This window comes from Marinomonas posidonica IVIA-Po-181 (assembly GCF_000214215.1).
Taxonomy (GTDB): Bacteria; Pseudomonadota; Gammaproteobacteria; order Pseudomonadales; family Marinomonadaceae; genus Marinomonas; species Marinomonas posidonica.
On sequence record NC_015559.1, the window covers coordinates 435,333 to 458,322 of the forward strand.

The window sequence follows — 22,990 nt, forward strand, 5'->3', positions numbered from 1 at the left end:
GTTTTTTCTTATCCAATGTCAGGTTTAAATCGATTTTTGATTCACTCGTTGGCTTAATTGCTCAGCGCTTTCAACACGTTCAGAGTAACGGTCTACCATGAATGTTTTGTTATCTCTCAATAACAAGGTGAATTTCATTAGCTCTTCCATCACATCCACGATGCGATTGTAGTAAGGCGAGGGTTTCATTCGGCCATCCTCCTCAAATTCCAAGAAGGCTTTCGCCACCGAGGACTGATTTGGAATGGTCACCATGCGCATCCAACGCCCTAAAATGCGCATCTGATTCACTGTGTTAAAGGACTGGGATCCACCGCAAACCTGCATCACCGCAAGGGTTTTACCTTGCGTTGGACGAACACCACCTAGACTGAGTGGTACCCAGTCAATTTGGCTTTTAAAAATGCTGCTCATCGAACCATGACGCTCTGGAGAGCACCAAACTTGGCCTTCCGACCACATCATCAGCTCACGAAGCTCTTTTACTTTTGGGTGGTTTTCATCTTCAGTGTCTGTTTGTGGTAGGCCTTGTGGGTTGAAAATTCGGGCTTCAGCGCCCAATTCCGTTAATAAACGTGCTGATTCTTCCACTACTAAGCGACTGTAAGAACGTTCTCTTAACGAGCCATAGAGCAATAGAATACGTGGCTTATGAGAGCTTGGCGTTGAGCTGAACTGATCATGGCGGGTCTCACGCCATTGTTCGCGATCGATGTTAGGCAAAGCTGTGTCTTGTGAATTCATTATTTGGCTCCCAAAATCGAAAGTTCGAACTTAAGTTGCTCGGCGTCAAGGCGACGTTGAGCGAGGGCTTTTAGTTGTTCAACACGTTCTTCAATCGCCTTGATGGTGTCCATGAAAGCGGTTTCTTGTTGTGTGTCGCTGCCTTCTAACTTAGAAGGGTCGCTGAGTCCCCAATGTACTTTTAGACTCTTACCAAAATACAGTGGGCAAGCTTCGCCTGCTGCTGAATCGCATACGGTAATGACCAGATCCGGCTCAAAATCTTCAAAGTCATCCCATGATTGGCTGATTAGCCCCGCGGTTTGGTAGCCCGCTTGCTTAAGATATTTCAATGATAATGGGTGTACTTCGCCAACGGGTTGACTGCCGGCACTTTTTGCTTCTATTAGGCCAGCAGCCATGCCATTGGTAATGGCTTCAGACAAAATACTGCGACAGCGGTTATGGGTACAAATGTATAAAATTTTCATCTTGGCCTCGTGATTAACAACAACGGTTTGATGCAACTTGGCAAGCTTTTAGCGTCTCTAATGCTTGCTGATAATAATCCGGGTTTTGTTTTGCGGTTTCGTGAATGACTCTTTTTGCCCAATCCGGCAGATCATCCTGTAATTTGTAATACACCCATTTGCCACGGCGCTCATCCTGCAAAATGCCGCATTTACGCAGCTCTGCCAGATGTCGTGAGGTTTTGGGCTGATCCAGTTTCAAAGCGTCTTTTAGATCACATACACAAGCTTCGCCTGTCTGGGAAATCAATAATAGGGACTTGAGTCGAGTATCGTCGGCTAAGCATTTATAAAACTGTATGGGCGTCATAATAAGATTAAATCTTTATATATGTGAAAAATAACATATGTGAAATTTCGTATATATAGAGACGTAAGTCAAGCAAAGAAATGTGCAATCTTCATGTGAGTTCTATGGCGAGATGTTGCGTTGTGTCTAGGAGGACAGATTAAGCGCCATCAAAGGGCGCTTAATCTGCAATGTAATGATTAATGCTTGGAAACTTGGAACTGACCGACTAACGAGTTGAGCTTTAAGGCTGACAATCCCACTCGTGACGAACGTCGTTGTAAGGCGGCAATCGAGCGTTTCATTTGCTCCGTTGCGGCCCCCATTTCTTGTGCGGTATTGGCGTTTTCCTTGTTACTTTCATTGAGCAGCAACATGGCCTCAAAAAGTGTCTCAACCAACTCGTATAAGCTGCTGTCTTCACTGCCTGATTGTTCGTTTACCTGCAGGTTACGGTCAACGTTTTCAGCCCCTTTTTCCATAAAGCTCACAGCGTTGCGGGTTTCCTCTTGGATACCTTCCAGCATCGTTTGAATCTCTTCTGCGGCCTCGGCGGTTTTGGATGCCAAGCTGCGAACTTCATCCGCTACCACAGAGAAACCACGACCATGTTCGCCAGCCCGTGCGGCTTCAATGGCGGCATTGAGTGCTAACAAGTTGGTTTGGTTAGTGATATCTGAAATGGTGGTGATGATGCCTGCAATCTCATTGGTCTTCTGATCTAGCGACTTAACGGATTCGGCCGTCGTGCGGACCACATCACGAATTTCTTGGGTGCCTGTTTTGGCATCTTCGAGACGTTTTTGTGCACCTGCGACTACCTGATCCATGGTTTGCTTTAGATCATTTGCGGTTTGTGAGGCGCTTTCGACTTCATTGACCTGTTTTTGGAACATGGTCAGCATGTCTTCTACGGTAGAAGCTAAATAATGTGAAGCGTCTTTTGCCTCTTCATTGGTGTGTACCATGAATTGGTTGGAGTTTTTCACATTGTTGCTGGCTGAAATCACCTCACCTATGGTGTTGTCTAAATTATCAATGAAACTGTTCATCCAACGACCCATATCCCCCGTTTCATCATTACTAAGGTCGCCCTCTAAGCGCTGTTTTAAATTCCCTTCCCCCTCAGCAATGGCTTGAATAACGGTTGTCATTTTGCTCATGTTTTGGCTAATTTTTCGTGTCCCTAAACGATTAAACAAGACACCTGCCAACAATAAGCAGGCAAATGAAATGGCTAAGTCGCTGGTGACAGATAAATCGGTAAAGGCCTGCAAAGCAGAGCAAATTAATAAGGGGGGAGTGGAGGCAAAAAGATAGCCTTCCATCAATTTTATGTTGATTGAGCGGCGTCGGTAGACTTCTTCCAAATCTCCTTCACACATCATGCCCCATGTATCAGGGCTGCCTTTGAGTTGAAAGGTCACGCCTTTACCAATGACAGGAATATGACGATAGTCCGAGTAGCCTGGGTAAGTGACAAATAGGTTTTGGCCATTTTTAATGGTTTCTCGCACTCCTGGGTGCAATTGTTGAGTCGCTGGGTCAGTAAAACGTATTTCAAACTCGGTATGCTGTTCTACTTTAACTACGCCCCAGTCTGTGTTTACTCCGCTTTTGAGATTTTCACCGTGACTGAAGGTGTCGTCTTCAAAGCGCGATCTGGATAAGGCTGTGCCTGGTAGGATAGCGGGGTCGAAGCTTGGCTTGACCATAAACAAATAGTTATCGCCGGATTCTTTATAAATGTGTCCTGCTTCACGTTGAATTAAATCCCCAAGTACATCGTTTGGAACACGAGCACAAATCGCTCCTAAGGTGTTGCCATCGTGCTTGATGGGTAAATAAAACATCAGCGTCACTGCATCATGAAATTTCGAGCTGGAAGGGCCTATTTTTAGGGTGTTTTGATCGATATAAGGGCCGTGTAAGAAGTAATCTTTTAACCCTTCCGAGACAGCATTAGCCGGTAGGTCGTTCTGTCCAATTCGACTTTTTTCAGTGGAATTAATGACCTTGCCTTCGGCATCAATGACAAAGTATTCACTGACGTCAGGCACTATATTGAAACGTTCTTCGAGGGCGCTGGTTTCAATATTGGGAAAGCTCTCTGAGATGATTTCTAACAATACTTCAAGTTGCGACCACTGATTGTTAACCCAGTTATCAAGCAACTTAACACGCGTATTGGCGATGCCTTCAAAGGTTTTTTCAACGGTCTGATAGGTGTTTTTGTTTAAATAACAAGATCGAAACAATGAAAGGCGTCCATTTGCGCCAAACCAAGGTAACCAACTTAACTCCTTAGGAGAAAGGGCCATACTTTTACTTTTTAGTGTCATGTTTTTAAATGCTCCATTGCATTCATGCAACTACTTCAATGTAGTTGTGATAGGGGGATGACTTAAAAAAAGCAATATATTTGCCATAGTTTGGTATAAGCAGAAGTTTAGTTTGATGTTCTGCGGTCTAAACAAATGTCTAGAAGTTTGTACTGAATTAAATTTTGTTTGCAGTAGATTCTAAAACGGTCGAGTTTTTCCACAGCAAGGAAAGCGCACCAATTTGGTTAAGAAAAACCTCCCTGCACCAAAATTAATCACTTAGACGATGTTTAACTGTCTAAATAGTCAATTAGGACAAACAGTTATACGTAATCAATCTATGGTTAGTTTGCATTGAAAATAACCATTTCAATATGGGTTGTATCATGTCGAGGATTTCAACCTGTTTCGTTTTACGATCAAACGTTTGGTGAGCGTCGTTGGCTTATTACTGCAATTTGATGAGCGTCCTACCATGAGAATAAGGCCAAAGCTAAAAGCTAGTTATGGTTTTATCAATAACAAGGCAGACAGTGTGATAGTCGCACTTTATTCGTTGCTTTAGCGGTTGGTTATGAAGGGGGACCAATAGCACCTATGATTTTTTCGTCTCTTCGTATTCCTAAACTTTCATGATTCAAGAAAGGGTTCTTGGTGTAGGCTTTTATTTTCTTACAACGGATTCGCTTAGCAAGGATCAGGTTTCCTCTGCCACGCAGGTGATAATTCCTTGATAGAAGTGATTCTACACCGTTGCTTATTAGAGTGTTCTTTAACGGCAACTTTCTTTAGTTACTATGTTGGTCTGATGTGCCGTTGTGCCCTGTTAGATCCGATATTTGGTATACGTTGGGAGACATGACAATGGTAAATCTTGGTCTTATTGGTCAAGCAATCAACTCTTCTCGCTCACCTTCATTACATGATTTGTTGGGTAAATTAAATCAACTGCCTGTTGATTATCAATTACAGGAACCAGAAGACAGTAGTGCGCAATCGTTTTGTACAAAATTAGCTGAAATTCGTGAACTTGGTTTTGTGGGGGTTAATGTGACTTTTCCCTACAAGCAGATCGCCATAGACAGTGCGGATGACGTCAATGAGGCGGTAAAAAAAGTCGGCGCGACGAATACCTTGTTGCTTAAAGACGGTAAAGTGTGTGCGTTTAATACTGACTACAGTGGCTTTATTCGTGGTTATAAGGGACGTGTTGGTGATCAGCCTGCCGGTAAAGTGCTGATGATTGGCGCCGGTGGTGTGGGGCGGGCGATTGGCTTTGCATTGTTTGATGTTGGTGCGACCGAGTTGTTGGTAACAGACTTAAACGAAGCCAGTGCGAAATCTTTGGTTGATGCAATCAATGCATATGGCTTTAACGCTCGTTATGTGGCGAAAGAAGAGATTGCTGCAGCGGCAAAAGAGGCCGATGGTTTGGTTAATTGTACCCCAGTTGGTCATTTTAAAAGCCCTGGAATGCCGATTGAAGCGGCGTCTATTGGTGGTCAGAAGTGGGCGTTTGATGCGGTATATACGCCGATGGATACCGAGTTTCTCATTGAAGCAAGCAGAAAAGGCTTACAAATTGTGTCGGGCTTTGATTTGTTTTTTTATCAAGGCATTGATGCGTTTGAAATCTTCACTGGGAAGTCTATTTCAGATGCTTCTCTCGTTTGGGATTTGTTTCGAGAAAAGTGTCAGGTAGTTAGTGACTTAATTTAGCTTATTCGCCTCTCAACAAATTCATAGATTTGTCTAAAAGCACGCTCATTGAGAGTGCTTTTTTATTGAGAAGTATCGTGATGGCGACATTCCCCTTGTGACCTTGATGATTTTGCCAAACGCCCCCTGCGATAATAAGCAGCAGGCAGGACGAGAGTGATCACCGTACAAGGTATTGTCTGGCGTTTAGATTGCCGAGAAGTCTTTATGATGATCGGCGGGATTATAGTAACTGTCTAATGTTTGAGCCGTTTCTCGTACTGCGGCCATAAAGAGCTTCAAGGCTGTGGAGGGATGGGAGTCTGCACGTGTTGTTAACCCTACCGCACCTAATGTTTCTTTTGAATCCACTGGCAGAGCAGCCAGTTCGCCATCACTTATTTCCCGGGCGACTACACCTCGAGAGACGATCCAGACAGCATCATTATTACGAATAAACTCTTTGCCAAATGAGTCTGAGATTGTATCTATGCGATCTTGAAGGTTCGATACGCCTTGTGATAACAAAAAACGATCTACGTAGGGGGCTGTAATCGAGCCTTTTGGTGGGTACAAAACGGTGTGCTCATTAATGTCGCTGATCTGAAAGTTTGCTTTGCTAAGAAGTGGGTGATCAGGCCTTACGACGAAAGACACTTGTTCTGAATAGAGGTGTTGAAAGGAAAGACCAGACATGGTTTCTGGAACACCTAAACGACCAACCACAAGATCCAGTTCACCGATGCGTAATTGACTCATTAAAGTAGAATTTGCGCCTGATACTAGGTGTAAACGGATATCCAATGTGTTGGTACGAAAGCGTTTTACTGACTCGGGCAAAATGCTTGTGGCAACGGTGGGGAGTACGCCAATACTGAGGCGAATCAAGCCTTTTTTTTGTACCTGAGCGACACGCTCTGTGCCTTCTCTTAAGGCCGCCACACTGGTACTGGCATGTTCTAAAAAAACATTACCAAAAGCGGTTAATTCAACGCCTTTTTTACTTCGCTCGAGTAAACGTACGCCAAGAATGTCTTCCAGTTCTTTGAGTTTCTTTGACACGGCAGGTTGTGTGAGTGCCAGTGCATCGGCGGCACGCACAACACTCCCTTGACGGGTAACTTCTAAGAAACATTGCAGGTGTCGATATTTTATGCGGTTTTCTAGCATAGACATGTTTCCTATTGGTGTGGCGGATGCTTTCGGATTATCTGTTTAGCCTCATAAACAGGGCCGTATCAATATAGAGCAGTATTAAAACAATTACACTCCTCAACATTCTAAAAGGGAAGTAGTCATGTATTCCTTTTACGATATATTTTAGGTGCATTTTTTCATTAATGAATCCCCTTATATTTAATAAATCCTGTGCTAGCATCAAAAAATAAAGGCTATCACAACACTTTTGGCCCGAGATGGTTCAACTTTTTATATATTGATTTAGTTATGTAATACAGAGGATTAGACAATAATGAAAACAGCGCTCGCTACCGTAACTTTGTCAGGAACCCTAAGAGAAAAGTTTGAAGCGGCTTCTAAAGCGGGTTTTCAGGGGGTTGAGATTTTTGAAAATGATTTAACCCAGTTTGACGGTACTCCACGAGATGTGCGTTTGATGGCAGAAGATTTAGGCCTGGACATTATTGCCTTGCAGCCATTTCGTGATATGGAAGGCATGCCAGAACCTATGCGTTCGCAAAAAGGCGTCATGTTAGAGCGCAAGATGGAAGTGGCTCACGAGTTAGGGACAAGCCGTTTATTATTTTGTAGTAATGTGCAACCGTACTCTTCTGCTGACCTTGATGTATGTGCGAATGATCTTCATGTTTGGGCGGATATGGCCAAACGTGAAGGCATTATGTTGGGCTACGAGGCATTGGCGTGGGGATATCACATTGCGGATTACACTGACGCTTGGGAGTTAGTGAAACGGGTTGATCATCCTAATTTAGGGATCATTCTGGATACCTTCCATATGTTCTCGCGCGGTAACACTTTGGATGTGCTTCGTGATGATATTCCATTGAGTAAAATTGCGTTAGTGCAAGTGGCCGATGCACCAAGCTTGCAAATGGATGTACTGCAATACAGTCGTCATTTTCGTTGTTTTCCTGGTCAAGGTGATATGCCAGTCGTTGAGTTCTTACAGGTGCTTAAGGACAAGGGGTTCAATGATTATCTGTCTCATGAAATTTTCAATGACGAGTTTCGTTCTTCTTCGCCATTGAATAAAGCCATTGATGGTATGCGTTCTTTGATCTGGTTGGACGATCAAACGGTCAGTAAAAAAGAGGATCGCATTGAGCCTGTTTGCGCGCCAAAAATCAGTGAAGTGGAGTTCATTGAATTTGCCATCGAAGGTGAAAGCGGTAAAGCATTAACAAATACGTTAGCGCAACTTGGCTTTCATGAGACGCATCAGCATCGCTCCAAAGAAGTCAGCTTGATGCGCCAAGGAAACATCAACCTGATCTTAAACCGTGAGCCAAAGAGTCAGGCACATTCTTATTTTAAGAATCATGGTGTGTCCGTGTGTGCGATGGCGTTTGCTAGTGAAGATGTAAAAGCAACATTGTTGCTTGCTGAGCGTTACCGTGTTGAACAATTCAATAATCAAACTGGTCCGAGTGAGCTGAATATTCCCGCGTTAAAAGGCATAGGTGACAGCCTAGTGTATTTAGTGAATAGTGATGCGGCGGTACGCTTCTTTGAGGTTGATTTTAAACCCATTCAGGGCATTCAAGGTGAGGATGGGGTTGGTTTAACACGGTTTGACCACATAGGTCAGACTGTGTCCAATACAGACTTTCTGTCGGCGTCGTTTTTTTATAAGTCCCTATTTGGATTTGATATTGATGCTAGCCAAGATTTACCGGATATTCATGGTTTGGTTGTTAGTCGTACAGCCTTAAGCAAGGATAAGCGTGTTCGCATACCTTTGAATATGACAAATGCACCCAGTGCATCAGCTCAGCGTTTTATGCACAAATCAAAAGGGTCTGGGGTTCATCAAATTGCCTTTGCTTGTGATGATATTTTTGCGGCGGCGAGGAACATCGACAGAGAAAAGCAGTTACCCATTCCGCAAAATTATTATCGAGACCTTGAAGCGCGTTTTGGTCTTGCCCCAGAATTGATGGCTAAGCTTCAGTCTCACAACATCATGTATGATCGAAATGAGGAAGGGGAATTCTTTCACTTTTACACAGAAGAAGTACACGGTGTTTTCTTTGAAGTGGTTCAACGGGTTGGGGATTACAGCCGTTATGGTGAAGCGAATGCCTTTGTTCGTCTTGCTGCTCAGGCACGGCAGGAAGTGAAACAAGATACCTAAGGAAGGTGCGAATAAGTCTTCTGAAAGATCCGAAGGGCGTGGGCTAAGCTCTCTTAATTCTTTGTTAAGCTTGTTGCCAATATATTTATATTGGACGGCCAAACTTGCCTCGAATAAAAGAGAGTGATTCCCACGCTGACGCCAGTGAACTTGTTCGTACCTTCCTTAGCCATAGAGATAACCGATCCAGATGTGTTTTTTAAACCAGAGAAGGTTTTCTTCTCTGGTTTCTCTAATCCTTTCCATGCTTTCCTTCGAGAATAATGATTTCCTTTCTATTGATAGATTCTCTGATTCTACTGACCCTCTAAAAACGTAAGGGACAGTACGAGCAAATCCACAGGCCTTTTTACAAGAGCAAAGTGATATCTGTTTTATAGGTTAAATGTCGAGCCGATTTCTAGGTGAGCCATCCGCCATGGACTGTTTTCGAATGGGGTTATGGCTATGAAAGACAAGAATGCATGGTTTGTGAGGGAGAAGTTTTAGTAAAACGTTAAGGTGATTTTCTTGTAGAAGAAAAAGGTCTGCTAGAAAGGCAGCAGACCTTTAGGATTATTTAAATTTTGAACAATTTCGGTTTGATCATTTTTGTCCAAAGCGGTGTTTTCGTAAATAAAATCAACACTATGGTCATCAATAATACGACAGATAATGGGCTGGTAAACATGTGAGCGAATAGATCAATGACGCTGCCTCGTTCAGTCAAAATAGCTCGTCGCCAGTTTTCATCTGTTAAGGAACTTAAGATCACCCCTAAAATTACGGGGCCAACAGGAAAACCGTAGAGACGCATAAAGTAGCCAAAGACCCCAAAAGCGAGCATCCACCAAATGTCCGTGATCGCGTTGTTAATGGCGTAAGCGCCAACAATAGATAACAGGAAGATGAGTGGAATTAAAATGCCTTTTGGGCATTCCACTATTTTTGAAAATAACTTGATGCCAGTTAAGCCAAATACGAGAATAAAGAGATTGGCCAGCGTTAAATTGCCCACGGTGAACCAGAACATATGAGGTTGTTCAACCATCAATAGTGGACCGGGGTTTAAGCCATGAATGAATAAGGCGCCGATGAACACGGCGGTGACCGCATCTCCCGGTATGCCAAGTGTTAGCATAGGAATATAGGCTCCACCAACAGCGGCGTTATTCGCCGATTCTGGGGCGATTAAACCTTCTTTTGCACCTTCACCGAATGCGACATCTGGGTCTTTTGTCGTTCGTTTTGCGTGGTCATACGCCATCAATGCCGCAATGTCGCCTCCGGTTCCTGGTAAAGCGCCAACAATAACGCCAATAAACGAAGTTCGTATGCTAAGTGGCAGGTATTTTTTGACATCAGAGAGTCTTGGAATGATGCGCGATATCTTTTGCTTGATGACCGCTTTGTTCATATGTTGCAGTTGGTGTAAGGCTTCTGAAATACCAAACATACCAATCATCACGGCAACAGGGTTGATGCCATCCCAAAGTTCAATTATGCCGAAAGTGAAGCGTTCATCGGCTGTCATTGGATCTAAACCAACGGTACCGATCAGTAAGCCAAATGCACCGGCAAAAATACCTTTTGCTAAGCTGCTACCCGATAATGACCCTACCAGCATGATGCCTAAAATCCCCAACATCATATAGTCACGAGGTTGGAAGGTGATGGCAAATTCGGCAATGGAGGGAGCGGCCAAAGCCAGAACAAATATTCCGATAAAACCACCGACCACTGACATCACAGTGGATAAGCCGATGGCTTCGCCAGCTAGACCCTTTTTAGCGAGTGGATAACCATCCAAAGCCGTTGCAATTGCGGAAGGTGCACCGGGAATATTCAGTAAAATCGCCGTACGAGAACCACCGTAAACACCGCCCATATACACCCCAACCATCAGGCAAAGTGCGTTGTTCACATCCCATGAGAAGGTAAAGGAAATTAAGATGGAAACGGCCATGGTAACCGATAGTCCTGGTATCGCGCCGACATAAATACCCAAAAAAGTACCTAAAGCTGTGAGCGCTAATAAGTCAGGAGAAAGCCAAGACATGGCAAAATAATTTAAAGCATCCATGGGTGACTATCTCCACAAGGCGGTTATTGAGGCGATGATATCGCGTTCAGGTACGATGCCTTCAGGCAGCACAACTTGGAAAACGAGACGAAACACAATGTAGACCATAATCAAGGATAATAGGCTGATAGCCAGTGTTGTTAACACACTGCGGCGATACAGAAATTGAATGCTAATAAATAAAAAGATAAAACTGGAAAGTATGAAGCCAAGGCTTTCCAGCACCACGGCATAGATCAAAATCAGTGCCATAATAATCGCCACAATAGGCGGAAAGCAGTGAGAGAAGAAGTCCATTCCTTGGGTGGCTGGCAGTTTTAAGGTATTCACAAAGACAATGCAGGAAGCCAAAAGCATAGTGGCGGCTGTCGCCATAGGGAAAGCTCCTGCAGAGCTTAGATCACTGAAACCTGAAATCTTGTATGACTGCCAAAACAAATAAACGCTGCCTATGATCAGCAGAAAGCCGAAAAGACGTTCGCCCGGTTTACGTGTTTCGGGTATGGATTCATGACTGGACATGATTTCTCCAGATAAAACAGAATTGAGAAGAGACATCGCCTTATAAAAGGGATGTCTCTTAATCGATAGAGTGAAAGGCTTCTGGTTATGGTTTTTGGATGCCAAACTTCTCAGGAGAGAACTTTCCAACGCCCGCGTTGTAAACCAACCAAGACGAGACAGAGCGGTAAGTGTCTAGGAAATCGACGGCTTCTTGCCCAGAAATGTTCATCACAGAGTAACCACGATTGCTCATCATTGACGTAAATTCCTCTCTCGCACCGGCCGTTGAGAAAGCACTGGTTAATTTATTAACCGCTTCATCAGGCGTACCTTTGCGAACGAAAACGCCAAAAAATGGACCCCAAGGAAGGTAGCTGTTTAGGCCTGGAAGTGTGTCCGTGATCGGAGCCACGTTAGGCAGCATAGGGTTTGCTTGATTATCGATTAGACCAATGGCCTTCATGCGGCCCGCTTTGATCTGTTCTTTTGTCGCACCTAATACGGCCGGCATGACATCAATAGCGTTCCCTTGAATGGCGGTGAGAGCTGGGCCGTCACCCTTGTATGGGATGCTGATGTAATCAAGTTTTACTTGGGACTCAATCATCGCCATGATGATGGAAGGTAACCCACCTTTTCCTGTTGAACCAATTTTCACTTCACCTGGATGGGCTTTGATGTAATTGATCAGCTCTTGCATTGTATTATAAGGCGCATCGTTTCTTGCGACGATCATTGGCACACCACGAGCAAGAATGGCCACAGGAATCATATCGCTGTAGTCAACGTTCGATAGGCCTAGAACTTTATGCATTTGAGGATTTTCGGCACCCATTAACAAGGTGTAACCGTCGGCTTTTTTCTTGTTGACGTATTTCATCGAAATCGCGCCAACACCGCCACTCTTGTTCGACAAAATTAAGTCGGTGCCAAGTGCTTCTTCTGCATAAGGTGCGACGGAACGCATAACGGTATCCGTTGATCCACCTGCTCCCCACATGATGACACCTTGGATGTCTTTATCTGGATACGCTGCAAGGCTTGCCGTGGATGTGATGGATAGAGCGGCTAGTAGTGCTATTGTTGTTTTTTTCATAGTGTCTCCGGTTAGCCTTAGTTGAGCACATCAATTAAGGTCAAAATGTTATTATTATTGTCGTTTACTGTTGAACGAGTAAATAATCGGCAACGTCGATTACTTTAGCTTATGAGTAGTTCACGAGAAAAGGGACTATCTATTCCATATTTTACTCATTTTATGTCGGTTTAGTTATAGGTAACCCTCGGAAAAATGGCATTTTTAGGCGAAAAAGGCATATTTTTCACTCATTTTATTGAATAAGGCCGCCTGAAAATTTTATCACGGACAAATATTGTTGAAACATCCCTGTTGGTGACCCTTTCCGTTGAAGGCATTGCTTTATATTAATTCTCACTCCAAGGCTTGGAAGGCTTGGCGAGTTAAATTGATCGATGACTCGGATTTGATTTGCAGATTATCCTCAATGCGGATACCACCGAAAGGCATGAAATGTTGAATGCGTTCTAAATCACAACCATGGTGGGCGACTTCCGCTTGCATTTTCTCGATTAACATCGGGATGAAATACAGACCGGGTTCAATGGTGATAATCATGTCTTCTTCCAAGGTTCGAGTGAGTCGCAGAAAGGGGGCATGATCATCAGGCATACTAAGTTGCCCTGATGAATCGATTTGATGGCCACCTACATCGTGTACCTGCAAACCTAATAAATGCCCTAAACCGTGTGGAAAGAAGACTTGCGGAATGCGTTTCTCAAGTTGTTCTTCAATGCCTAATGAACAGATTTTATGGTCTTTCAGCAGCTGCGCAACATCGACTAAACAGGACTGGTGTAAGTCTCGAAACGCCACGCCTGTCGTAGCTTGCTGGCATAGGCTTTGTTCTAAGGTATCTAACCCCGTAATCAGAGCAGAGAAATCATCTTGGTGGCGGGTATAGGTGCGAGTAATGTCGCTGGCATAGCCATGACAATTGGCACCGGCATCAATCAGCAAGGTACGAGAGTTCGGCAGGGCGTTAATGGCTTTGTGCTCATAGTGCAAAACCGCTGCATGCTCATTCAATCCGACAATGCCAGGATAAGGTTCTTGTGCAGAGGTTTGTTGGCTAGCCGATAAAAAGGCCAGATGAATATCCAATTCGCTTTTGCCTTCCAAAAACGCCTGTTTGGCAGCAAGGTGGCCATGGACGGCGGATTGGCTTGCCTGCTGCAGTGCTTGGATTTCAAACGGTGTTTTCACTGCTTTGGCAAAATCCACATAGGCGTTTAAGCCATCGCAGGATGTAATATCCCGTTTTTCTAGGTCTGACTTTGGCCCAAGCCAAGCGGATTGTTTCGGCAGATTTTGAAACCATTTATCGTCGCGACGTGCTGGCTCAATATGCCAGTTATTTTGCCACTCTCCTTCAGGGATGGGATTAGGGGCATGCCAGAAGTCGTCTCTTATTGGCCAGACTAAAGTGGGTTTCTGCCCAGGCTGGATAATCAGGAAGGTGTCTGCACCAATATCAAAAGGCAGCCATTGTTGTGCCCCTGAATAGCCATGAAATGGATGACTGTGATCGTCTTGGAAATAGTAGGTTTTATGCCCTGAAGCGATGACAATCGCCTCTAATTTAAAATGCACCATGGCGTTCTCATAGCGCTGCATCAGAGTGGCAATATGTTGTTGATAAAGTGTGTTCATAGCTAGCTCTTGTTGAATGAATCTAAACGACCAGGTGATTCATCCATTGAGCCTATGTCGTGCTTATCAGGGGGTGCTTGATTAGCCGTTATTCTGAGTTTGAGTCTACATCGTGTTGCTTTTTTTGACGACGTAATAAGGAGAGGAAACTTCGAAAAACCACATGGGCGATCACCACTGAAACGAGAGCCAACACGAGTGTATTTTGAACAGCAAAAAAATACTCGACAGTATAAAAAATGATGATAGTCAGAAGGATGCGAACCAGACTGTCGACGAGGGCAATATACGTAGGTGATTTTAACATATGGATTTTTTAACCGAATAAAACAATATGGGTTTTAAACTGTCCCATAAAATGTGCCTCAGGCCAATGTTTTAATCGGTAAACAGATTCGAGTGACATAATTCTTTGGCTGTTCCGCATGTGCTGGACCGACTTCAAAAATTTCGATGCCTTCGCGATGGCGATGAGGCTTGAGCTTACGCAGTCGCATGAATTGATAGAGTACATGCCATGCTACGGACAAATGTTGGTAACGTCCCGTATAGCGTAAGGCCAAATAGTTCCCAGGTAACACAATGCGTTCAGGGCACAGTTCACAGGGCGCCATGTTTTGCACGGGAATCCCCAAACGGCCTGTGAAGACATGATTGGCTAAGTCAACTTGCCGGTATAACGCAAAGCTGGGGCCCGCTGGTGGATTTTCAGGGCCTAACGTGGTCATTAAATCATGAAATCCTTGATCCATTTTTTGGGACATGGGCTGATGATTCACAGTAAATGGGCGTGTCACAGCATCTAAATTGTCGAGTCGGGTTTGGGCTAGGAATTCAAAGGGCTCCATTTCATCGGCGTCTTGTACCACTTTTGTTTGCAGGTCAGCATTGAGTAACAACATGGCTAACTCGGCGTCTTTATCGGCTCGAATAGCATAATCAGCTTGTTGCCAACATTTTAGAAAAGGCAGCTCTCCTGTCACTTGGAAGCTGATTAAGGTGCCGTGTTTTTGTTTTGTGAGGTCTAAATTGAAATGAAAATCGCAGGGATAAAAAGCGGGCGCTGCTACCAATGTATGATAATAAAGGGCATTAGGGCGGGCGGCTTCTAACGATAGGCTGCCCTGTTTAATTAGATCTCCTCGCCAGACTAAACAGGATGGCAAAGGGGATAGTGGATTGGCGTATTCCAATTCAATCTGCGCCTGTTTCTCAAACAGCAACCAAGGCAGCCAGTTTGTCCAGCTATTGAGGTCTTGCAAGTGTTCGTTGACGGTTTCTATGTCTAAATCCACCAACAAATGATGACGTTTGAAAAAACGCCCTTTAAAGGCATTGGCATATAAGGTCAGTAATAGCCCTAAGCACACGAGAGCAAACAGTAATAGGATCATATTGAACTCAGCCCACTTTTCGTTTTAAACGTGTCGTTTTAAACCTGCTTTTGTCAAAGCATGCTTGTTAAAACAGGGTTGCCATCAGTGGTTTTATCATGCGCATCTTTGCAATATGTCATGCGGGGATTTTCCTAAGGTGACTTTTGTAGCATAGTGTCTAATCTGATTGTTTTACAAATATAAAGATGGGATTTTCAAAACGGGCAGGGGATGAAAATGAAATCAACATTAGTTTGGGATTGGCCAGTACGATTAAGCCATTGGTTAATGGTGGTATTGTTTACGGGTTTGATCATCACAGGTAAAGCGGAAGAAGATTATCTTCAGTTCCATTTCTATTTTGGCTATGGCTTATCGAGTGTCATCATTGCTCGGGTCTTGTATGGTTTTTACGGTTCTCGTTATGCCTTGTTTGGACAATTTGTAAGAGGGCCAAAACGGGTATGGTATTTCGCCAAATCCTTGCTACAAGGACAGCCTAAGTCGTATCTTGGTCACAATCCGTTAGGTGCTTTGATGGTGGTGGCATTACTGACCTTGTTATCTGTGCAATGGGGGACAGGGCTCTTTAGTAGTGATGATATTTTCTGGTTTGGCCCCTTTAATGGATTGGTATCCGAAGAGGTGTCCAGTGTTTTAGTCTCAATACATCGTTTTTTACCAAATTGGTTGCTGGGGCTGGTGGCGATGCATGTTCTGGCTGTGCTCTATCATGAGGTGCATTTGAAAGAGCGACTCATTGACGCCATGGTTCGTGGTCGTAAGAAACAGGTGGGGTTATCAGCAACCACACCTAGATGGGGTGTCATTTTTTCCTTGTTAATGGGGCTTTCATGGTTAGCAGCCTTGTGGATGATGCCAATATAGTCTTGTTGTAATTGTTTGTTTTGGTTGACTAACGGTATAATTTGCACACATTCATGTGCTAATGGAACGCCTTGTGTCTGAGCCAACAACAATAAACGTCGCTAACCTGTTTGAGGATCTGCCAGATGTCTCACAGCCAATATACGCCAAGCTAAAACAGGCGATTGTGCTAAAGATTACCTCTGGCGAATGGTCAGTGAATCAGCGTGTTCCGTCTGAGCTGGAAGTGGTCAAAGCCTTGGGCGTGAGCCGTATGACGGTGAATCGTGCGTTGCGTGAATTGACGGCAGAAGGCTTCTTAGTTCGTCACCAAGGTTTGGGTACCTTTGTGGCGGAGAAAAAAGCCCATTCGGCGTTATTTGAAGTACATAATATCGCTGAAGAAATTGCCGCTCGGGGCCATCAACATAAATCCGAACTCTTGGTGTTGGAATCGGCCAAAGCCAGTGTGGAAGAAGCCGTTAGCTTGGGCGTCAGAACCAACCATCCTATTTTTCGTTCCGTTGTTTTGCACTTTGAAAACGATTTACCCATTCAAATCGAAGAGCGCATTGTCAACGCCAGTTTGGCGCCGGACTATGATCAGCAAGATTTTTCAACCCATACTTCTTATGAGTATTTGATGAGCGTGGCACCCATGACGGAAGGCGAACATTTGGTGGAAGCCATTTTGCCCAATCCGGAAGAATGTCAGCGTTTGCAAATTTCACCGCAAGAACCTTGTTTGCAAATTAAACGCCGTACTTGGTCTGGAGAAGACATAGTGACGGTCGCGCGTTTACTCCACCCAGGGGCCCGATTCCAGTTATTTGGTCACTTCGGACGTTAGTTTATTTGAGGTTTGTAAAGTTCGAGCCTGCTACGACGATGGTGTTTTCATTATTTGAATCTGAATGACTCGACCTCTGATTAAATCCAGTGGTCTTTTTCTCAGGCTGTTTGGGTCCATTTCTGAATTTAGGAGAGTGATAAAACTGTGTGCGGAGAAAGAATGGAAACGATCTGCGTGATGATCATACAGTTCACATTCCTCAGCACAGTAAATAGCATGCAGTAGCGCATTTGATTGAATGGGATCGAATGCCAACTCAGTTGGGGCCTGTCGTGCTATCACTTGAGCCTTGGTGTCGGCTTCTCTCACCATGACATTCAAATCCTCAATGGGACCATCAGTGAGTGACGCAAAGGTTTGGTCACCGCCTGAAAACTGCGCCATCTCCAATACCTTAGTAAGCCGGATGTGTTGCATGCCCTGTTCATTCTGGTGTGTCATGGCGAGCCCATGACCAGAAAGTAGAATCAGGATTCGGTGCAAACCACTAAAGTCGGAGAATAAGCCGTTCTCCACCACAGACGCTTGACTGATGCGGTATTGCAAACCTTGTTCATCCGACAGGCGGGCAATGTTTCGGGTGTGTCCTAGACCATTTTTCCATGGCACGATTGGGTAATCCGCTTGTTCTATGATCGAGAAGATCGACGTGTCATTAAGCATCGTAAATCACCTTTTTGATGACCTTGATGAAGTCGGCTTTATGTTGCTCTTCTTGTTCATGATGAAAGTTCTTAATAGTATGTTGGCCAGCCACAAAAACATCCTTGATCAGGTTTTCATTGGTGGCGAATAGCCAACGGTTGATCAAGTCTTTTGGATGACTGGCGGCGACAAAAGGCGAGTTTGGATCGAGCACGATAAAATCCGCGCGGTGTTTTGGTTGCAAGCCAAAAGACACATGACACGCTTGATTGCCGCCCAACAGAGCCTGTTGGTAAAGGTTGTCACCAATCCGGTTTTCACCTTGACGATAAAGTCGATTACGTTGTTGATCTCGTAATCGTTGGCTGTACTCCAGCACTCGTAATTCTTCCACCAGTGACAAGCTGACATGGCTGTCCGAGCCAATGCCCCAACGTCCTTTGGCAAGTTCAAACTCCACGGCGGGGAAAATGCCATCTCCCAAATTGGCTTCCGTTGTTGGACATAACCCTGCAACTGCACCCTGCTGAGCGATCGCAGTGAGTTCGTCATGGTTTAAGTGAGTGGCGTGAACTAGACACCAGCGTTCGTTTAAACCGATTTCATTGTGCAGCCATTCAACCGGTCGTTGACCACTCCATGCTAAGCAGTCGTTGACTTCTTTTTGCTGTTCGGCAATGTGGATATGAATGGGGTAGTGTGAGTCCAATGCGGGCAGAACCTGTTGTATTTGTTCTTGCGTGACCGCTCTCAGTGAATGGAAGCAGATCCCCAGCTGGTGCAAAGTGTGTGGTTTTAAGCTGTGTTCACATTGTTGAAAAAGGGCGAGGTAGTCTTCTGTTGAATGGACAAAACGAGCTTGCCCTGTATTCGGCATTTGTCCACCAAAGCCTGAGTGGGCGTAAAGTACAGGCAGTAACGTGAGCCCGATGCCGGATTCATCCGCGGCGGCCAGTATCTGTTTCGACATTTCGGCTGGGTCCGAATAAGGCTGTCCACCCAGATCATGATGCAAATAATGAAACTCCCCCACTTGTGTATAACCAGCTTTTAGCATGTCGATGTAGAGCTGGCTGGCGATGACTTTAGCGTCCTCTGGGGAAAGTTTTTGAACGATCTTATACATCAGATCACGCCAACTCCAAAAACTGTCATCAGGGTTCAAGCAGACTTCCGCCATGCCCGCCATGACTCGCTGAAAGGCGTGGGAATGCAAATTTGGCATGCTGGGTAACACTGGACCTGATAAGAAGGTGCAGTCTGCTGTCGCCTGACTGTTTGCAGTGACTGACAGAAAATGACCTTCTTGGACGGCAAACAGCACGTTTTCAGCCCAGCCAGTTGGTAGCAACGCCTGTTTGGCAAAAAAGTGTTGGATTGGTTGAGTGTGGGTGTGATGCATCGTCTTTAGCCTAGTGAATGTTAATTCACTAAGTTTAGTTCAAAAAATAATGTATATACAAGTTGTCATTTTATCTCCCATTCTTAATGTTTTTTACTCTCTTGATATCTCACTGATTTTATTGAGATTATGTGGTTTTTGATTTTTTGTTCAGCCATTTCTGTGGGTTTTTTCGCCAATTTGGTCGAAAAATAGCTTGCATCTGAAAAACGAACTCACTATCTTTATTTTAAGTTGTATATACATTTAAAAGTTAAATTGCTAAAAATGACCAAAAAGGTGACTAACATGGCTCATTCTAATACTCCTCATAAACGTTACCGAGCTGGCGTAGTAAAAGCCGCTACCGGAAACACCTTAACGGCAAAGTCTTGGTTTACCGAAGCACCCATGCGCATGCTAATGAATAACCTTGATCCGGATGTTGCTGAAAACCCAGAAGAGCTTGTGGTGTATGGCGGTATTGGCCGAGCGGCAAGGGATTGGGAATGTTATGACAAAATTGTGGAGTCATTAACGAATTTAGAAGAAGACGAAACCCTATTGGTGCAATCGGGTAAACCTGTCGGGGTATTTAAGACCCATTCAAATGCGCCGCGTGTATTGATTGCTAACTCTAACCTAGTGCCTCATTGGGCAAACTGGGAACACTTTAATGAGTTGGATGCCAAAGGCTTGGCAATGTATGGTCAGATGACGGCAGGTTCGTGGATCTACATTGGCAGTCAAGGGATTGTACAAGGTACTTATGAGACGTTTGTTGAGGCGGGACGTCAGCATTATGAAGGCGATTTAACTGGTCGTTGGGTATTAACCGCAGGCTTAGGTGGCATGGGGGGGGCACAACCTTTGGCGGCGACCTTGGCAGGCGCTTGCTCATTGAACATTGAATGTCAGCAAAGTCGTATCGATTTCCGTTTGCGTACTCGTTATGTGGATGAGCAAGCAACTGACCTAGATGACGCTTTAGTGCGCATTAAAAAGTACACTGAAGCAGGTCAAGCGGTTTCCATTGCTTTGTGTGGTAATGCTGCCGACATTTTACCGGAAATGGTAAAACGTGGAATCCGTCCAGATATGGTCACCGACCAAACCTCAGCTCATGATCCACTAAATGGTTATTTGCCTTTGGGCATGAGTTGGGAAGTGTATCGTGAGAAGTCACAAACCGAGCCGCAGGCTGTGGTGAAAGCGGCAAAACAGTCGATGGCGAAACACGTTGAAGCCATGCTCGCATTCCAGAAAATGGGCATTCCGACTTTTGACTATGGTAATAATATTCGTCAGATGGCAATGGAAGAAGGGGTGGAAAATGCCTTTGATTTCCCAGGCTTTGTACCAGCTTATATTCGTCCTCTATTTTGTCGTGGCATTGGTCCTTTCCGTTGGGCCGCTTTGTCAGGTGATCCAGAAGACATTTACAAAACCGATGCTAAAGTAAAAGCGCTGATTCCAGATGACGCGCATTTGCATCACTGGTTAGACATGGCCCGTGAACGTATTCAATTCCAAGGCTTGCCAGCGCGTATTTGCTGGGTGGGTTTAGGGCAGCGGGCTAAGTTAGGCCTAGCCTTTAATGAAATGGTCAGATCAGGCGAATTATCCGCGCCGATTGTGATTGGTCGAGATCATCTGGATTCCGGTTCTGTGTCCAGCCCGAACCGTGAAACTGAAGGCATGCAGGATGGTTCCGATGCGGTATCGGATTGGCCATTATTGAACGCCATGTTGAATACGGCATCGGGTGCCACTTGGGTCTCTTTACATCATGGTGGTGGAGTCGGTATGGGCTTTTCCCAACACTCGGGCATGGTGATTGTTTGTGATGGTAGCGACGAAGCCGCTGCACGAATTGCCCGTGTATTGACCAATGATCCTGCAACAGGCGTGATGCGTCATGCGGATGCGGGTTACGATATTGCGATTGACTGTGCCAAAGAACAAAATTTACATCTGCCGATGATTAGCGGCAAACAGTAATACACAAACAGATACCGAGTAAGGGCGAGTGCCTTACTCGGTATTGGTTTTTTATTTGCGGTTAAGAACACGTTATTAAGCGTCATCCGATATGGAAACGCAGATGAAAAACATATTATAAAAATTGAGGAACACCATGTTTGAATTAATGATTAAACCAGGCCATTTGAGCCTTCATGAATTACGTCAAATTAGTCGTCAGTCAGTACGACTGAGTTTAGATGAGCAGGCGATTCCAGCCATTCATGCCAGCACTCAAGTGGTGAATGATGTGATTGCCGAAGACAGAACCGTCTACGGCATTAATACGGGTTTTGGTTTATTAGCCAACACTCGCATCGCGCCGGACGATTTGGAAGAATTGCAACGCAGTATCGTCTTGTCTCACGCCGCTGGAATCGGTGAGTTAATGGATGACAGTACGGTGAAGCTGATCATGGCCTTGAAGGTCAACAGTTTAGCCCGAGGCTTTTCTGGCATTCGCTTAGAAGTGATTGAAGCGCTTATTACCTTGATCAATAAAGAAGTGTATCCATGCATCCCGAAAAAAGGCTCTGTGGGTGCGTCGGGTGACTTAGCACCTTTGGCGCACATGAGTACTATTTTACTGGGTGAAGGCCAAGCGCGTTACCGTGGTGAAGTCATTTCTGGCCAAGCGGCTTTGGCGGTTGCTGGCTTGTCGCCGATTACCTTAGCGCCAAAAGAAGGCTTAGCGTTATTGAATGGTACACAAGCGTCGACGGCATTTGCATTAGAAGGCTTGTTTGAAGCGGAAGATTTGTTTGCTTCAGCTGTGACCTGCGGGGCGCTATCGGTAGAGGCTGCATTGGGCAGTCGTAGTCCTTTTGATGCGCGTATTCATGAGGTTCGTGGTCATCAGACTCAAATGGATGCGGCTGCCGCTTATCGTCACTTGTTGGGTAAAAGCAGTGAATTGGGTGACTCGCATCAGGGTTGTGAGAAAGTACAAGACCCCTATTCATTGCGTTGTCAGCCACAAGTGATGGGCGCGTGTTTAGAACAAATTCGTAACGCCGCAAAATCTCTGTGTGTGGAAGCCAACTCAGTGTCGGACAACCCTTTGGTGTTTGCTGCAGAAGGTGACATCATTTCCGGTGGTAACTTTCATGCTGAGCCCGTGGCCATGGCGGCCGATAATCTGGCTTTAGCTATCGCTGAAATTGGCAGTTTGTCTGAGCGTCGTATGGCGTTACTGATCGACAGTAATTTGAGTAAATTGCCGCCTTTCTTGGTAGACAATGGTGGTGTGAACTCAGGTTTCATGATCGCGCAAGTGACAGCGGCGGCGTTGGCGAGCGAAAACAAAACCTATGCTCACCCTGCCTCAGTGGACAGTTTACCTACGTCGGCAAACCAAGAAGACCATGTGTCTATGGCGACGTTCGCCGCTCGCCGTCTGAAAGACATGGCGGAAAACACTCGTGGTATTTTGGCGGTTGAAATCCTGTCTGCCGTACAAGGTCTGGATTTTCGTGCGCCGTTGAAATCAACCGAAAAATTAGAACAGGCTCGTGCAACATTACGTGCTCGTGTGCCTTTTTATGATAAAGATCGTTACTTTGCTCCAGACATAGCCAATGCCAATGAGTTGCTAAAAGAAGCCGCTCACAACGGGGCGATGCCATCTGGCTTATTGCCAAGTGTGGCCTAA

18 protein-coding genes are annotated in these 22,990 nt (G+C 45.0%); 6 read left to right on the forward strand and 12 right to left on the reverse strand.

The annotated features are described in order from the left end of the window. Window positions 1–24: 24 nt before the first annotated feature. The 4 genes from arsH to MAR181_RS01965 all read right to left on the reverse strand — a co-directional run bounded on the left by arsH (window position 25) and on the right by MAR181_RS01965 (window position 3,884). Window positions 25–744 carry an arsenical resistance protein ArsH gene (arsH, locus tag MAR181_RS01950; protein WP_013794935.1) on the reverse strand — a complete coding sequence of 240 codons (720 nt, stop codon included), beginning with the start codon at window positions 742–744 and terminating at the stop codon, window positions 25–27. After that, the gene (locus MAR181_RS01955) at window positions 744–1,214 is read right to left on the reverse strand and encodes an arsenate reductase ArsC (RefSeq protein WP_013794936.1); all 471 of its coding nucleotides are present in this window, start codon (window positions 1,212–1,214) and stop codon (window positions 744–746) included. Before MAR181_RS01955 ends, arsH begins: the two co-directional genes overlap by 1 nt. A 13-nt stretch (window positions 1,215–1,227) precedes the next feature. After that, complete coding sequence (locus MAR181_RS01960) at window positions 1,228–1,563, reverse strand: metalloregulator ArsR/SmtB family transcription factor (RefSeq protein WP_013794937.1); 336 nt, start codon at window positions 1,561–1,563, stop codon at window positions 1,228–1,230. A 179-nt stretch (window positions 1,564–1,742) separates the two neighbouring features. Continuing rightward, on the reverse strand, window positions 1,743–3,884 hold the full coding sequence (locus MAR181_RS01965; RefSeq protein ID WP_013794938.1) for a methyl-accepting chemotaxis protein: 2,142 nt from the start codon (window positions 3,882–3,884) through the stop codon (window positions 1,743–1,745). Between the two features lie 840 nt (window positions 3,885–4,724). On the opposite strand from MAR181_RS01965, the gene MAR181_RS01970 reads away from it, so the two are divergent. After that, window positions 4,725–5,585: a shikimate dehydrogenase family protein gene (locus MAR181_RS01970; RefSeq protein ID WP_245546198.1), complete on the forward strand. Its 861-nt coding sequence runs from the start codon at window positions 4,725–4,727 to the stop codon at window positions 5,583–5,585. A 186-nt stretch (window positions 5,586–5,771) separates the two neighbouring features. On the opposite strand, the gene pcaQ is transcribed toward MAR181_RS01970, so the two are convergent. Next, window positions 5,772–6,734 carry a pca operon transcription factor PcaQ gene (gene pcaQ, locus MAR181_RS01975; RefSeq protein WP_013794940.1) on the reverse strand — a complete coding sequence of 321 codons (963 nt, stop codon included), beginning with the start codon at window positions 6,732–6,734 and terminating at the stop codon, window positions 5,772–5,774. Between the two features lie 301 nt (window positions 6,735–7,035). Between pcaQ and MAR181_RS01980 the strand changes: the two genes are divergently transcribed. Next, a complete protein-coding gene (locus MAR181_RS01980; RefSeq protein WP_013794941.1) occupies window positions 7,036–8,898 on the forward strand; it encodes a bifunctional sugar phosphate isomerase/epimerase/4-hydroxyphenylpyruvate dioxygenase family protein in 1,863 nt (620 codons plus the stop codon). Window positions 8,899–9,457: 559 nt separating this feature from the next. Here the strand turns inward: MAR181_RS01980 and MAR181_RS01985 are convergent. The 5 genes from MAR181_RS01985 to MAR181_RS02005 all read right to left on the reverse strand — a co-directional run bounded on the left by MAR181_RS01985 (window position 9,458) and on the right by MAR181_RS02005 (window position 15,589). Continuing rightward, window positions 9,458–10,960: a tripartite tricarboxylate transporter permease gene (locus MAR181_RS01985; RefSeq protein WP_013794942.1), complete on the reverse strand. Its 1,503-nt coding sequence runs from the start codon at window positions 10,958–10,960 to the stop codon at window positions 9,458–9,460. Between the two features lie 6 nt (window positions 10,961–10,966). Continuing rightward, window positions 10,967–11,482, reverse strand: coding sequence for a tripartite tricarboxylate transporter TctB family protein (locus MAR181_RS01990; protein ID WP_013794943.1), 516 nt, complete (start codon window positions 11,480–11,482; stop codon window positions 10,967–10,969). Between the two features lie 85 nt (window positions 11,483–11,567). Further along, complete coding sequence (locus MAR181_RS01995; protein WP_013794944.1) at window positions 11,568–12,560, reverse strand: tripartite tricarboxylate transporter substrate binding protein; 993 nt, start codon at window positions 12,558–12,560, stop codon at window positions 11,568–11,570. A gap of 336 nt (window positions 12,561–12,896) precedes the next feature. Further along, window positions 12,897–14,195: a Xaa-Pro dipeptidase gene (gene pepQ, locus MAR181_RS02000; RefSeq protein WP_013794945.1), complete on the reverse strand. Its 1,299-nt coding sequence runs from the start codon at window positions 14,193–14,195 to the stop codon at window positions 12,897–12,899. A gap of 365 nt (window positions 14,196–14,560) precedes the next feature. Then, the gene (locus MAR181_RS02005) at window positions 14,561–15,589 is read right to left on the reverse strand and encodes a GyrI-like domain-containing protein (RefSeq protein ID WP_013794946.1); all 1,029 of its coding nucleotides are present in this window, start codon (window positions 15,587–15,589) and stop codon (window positions 14,561–14,563) included. Between the two features lie 219 nt (window positions 15,590–15,808). On the opposite strand from MAR181_RS02005, the gene MAR181_RS02010 reads away from it, so the two are divergent. After that, window positions 15,809–16,459, forward strand: coding sequence for a cytochrome b/b6 domain-containing protein (locus MAR181_RS02010; protein ID WP_013794947.1), 651 nt, complete (start codon window positions 15,809–15,811; stop codon window positions 16,457–16,459). Between the two features lie 73 nt (window positions 16,460–16,532). Continuing rightward, window positions 16,533–17,288 (forward strand): histidine utilization transcriptional repressor HutC, encoded by a 756-nt coding sequence (hutC, locus tag MAR181_RS02015; protein ID WP_013794948.1) that lies wholly within the window; start codon window positions 16,533–16,535, stop codon window positions 17,286–17,288. A gap of 30 nt (window positions 17,289–17,318) precedes the next feature. Here hutC and MAR181_RS18015 read toward each other — a convergent pair whose 3' ends face one another. Next, complete coding sequence (locus MAR181_RS18015) at window positions 17,319–17,954, reverse strand: HutD/Ves family protein (RefSeq protein ID WP_013794949.1); 636 nt, start codon at window positions 17,952–17,954, stop codon at window positions 17,319–17,321. Continuing rightward, window positions 17,947–19,338, reverse strand: coding sequence for a formimidoylglutamate deiminase (locus tag MAR181_RS02025; RefSeq protein WP_013794950.1), 1,392 nt, complete (start codon window positions 19,336–19,338; stop codon window positions 17,947–17,949). The genes MAR181_RS18015 and MAR181_RS02025 overlap by 8 nt, the downstream gene beginning before the upstream one ends. A gap of 288 nt (window positions 19,339–19,626) precedes the next feature. Here MAR181_RS02025 and hutU point away from each other — a divergent pair, with 288 nt between their 5' ends. Continuing rightward, a complete protein-coding gene (gene hutU / locus MAR181_RS02030; RefSeq protein WP_013794951.1) occupies window positions 19,627–21,318 on the forward strand; it encodes a urocanate hydratase in 1,692 nt (563 codons plus the stop codon). Between the two features lie 136 nt (window positions 21,319–21,454). Next, window positions 21,455–22,990, forward strand: a complete 1,536-nt coding sequence (gene hutH / locus MAR181_RS02035) for a histidine ammonia-lyase (protein WP_013794952.1) — start codon at window positions 21,455–21,457, stop codon at window positions 22,988–22,990.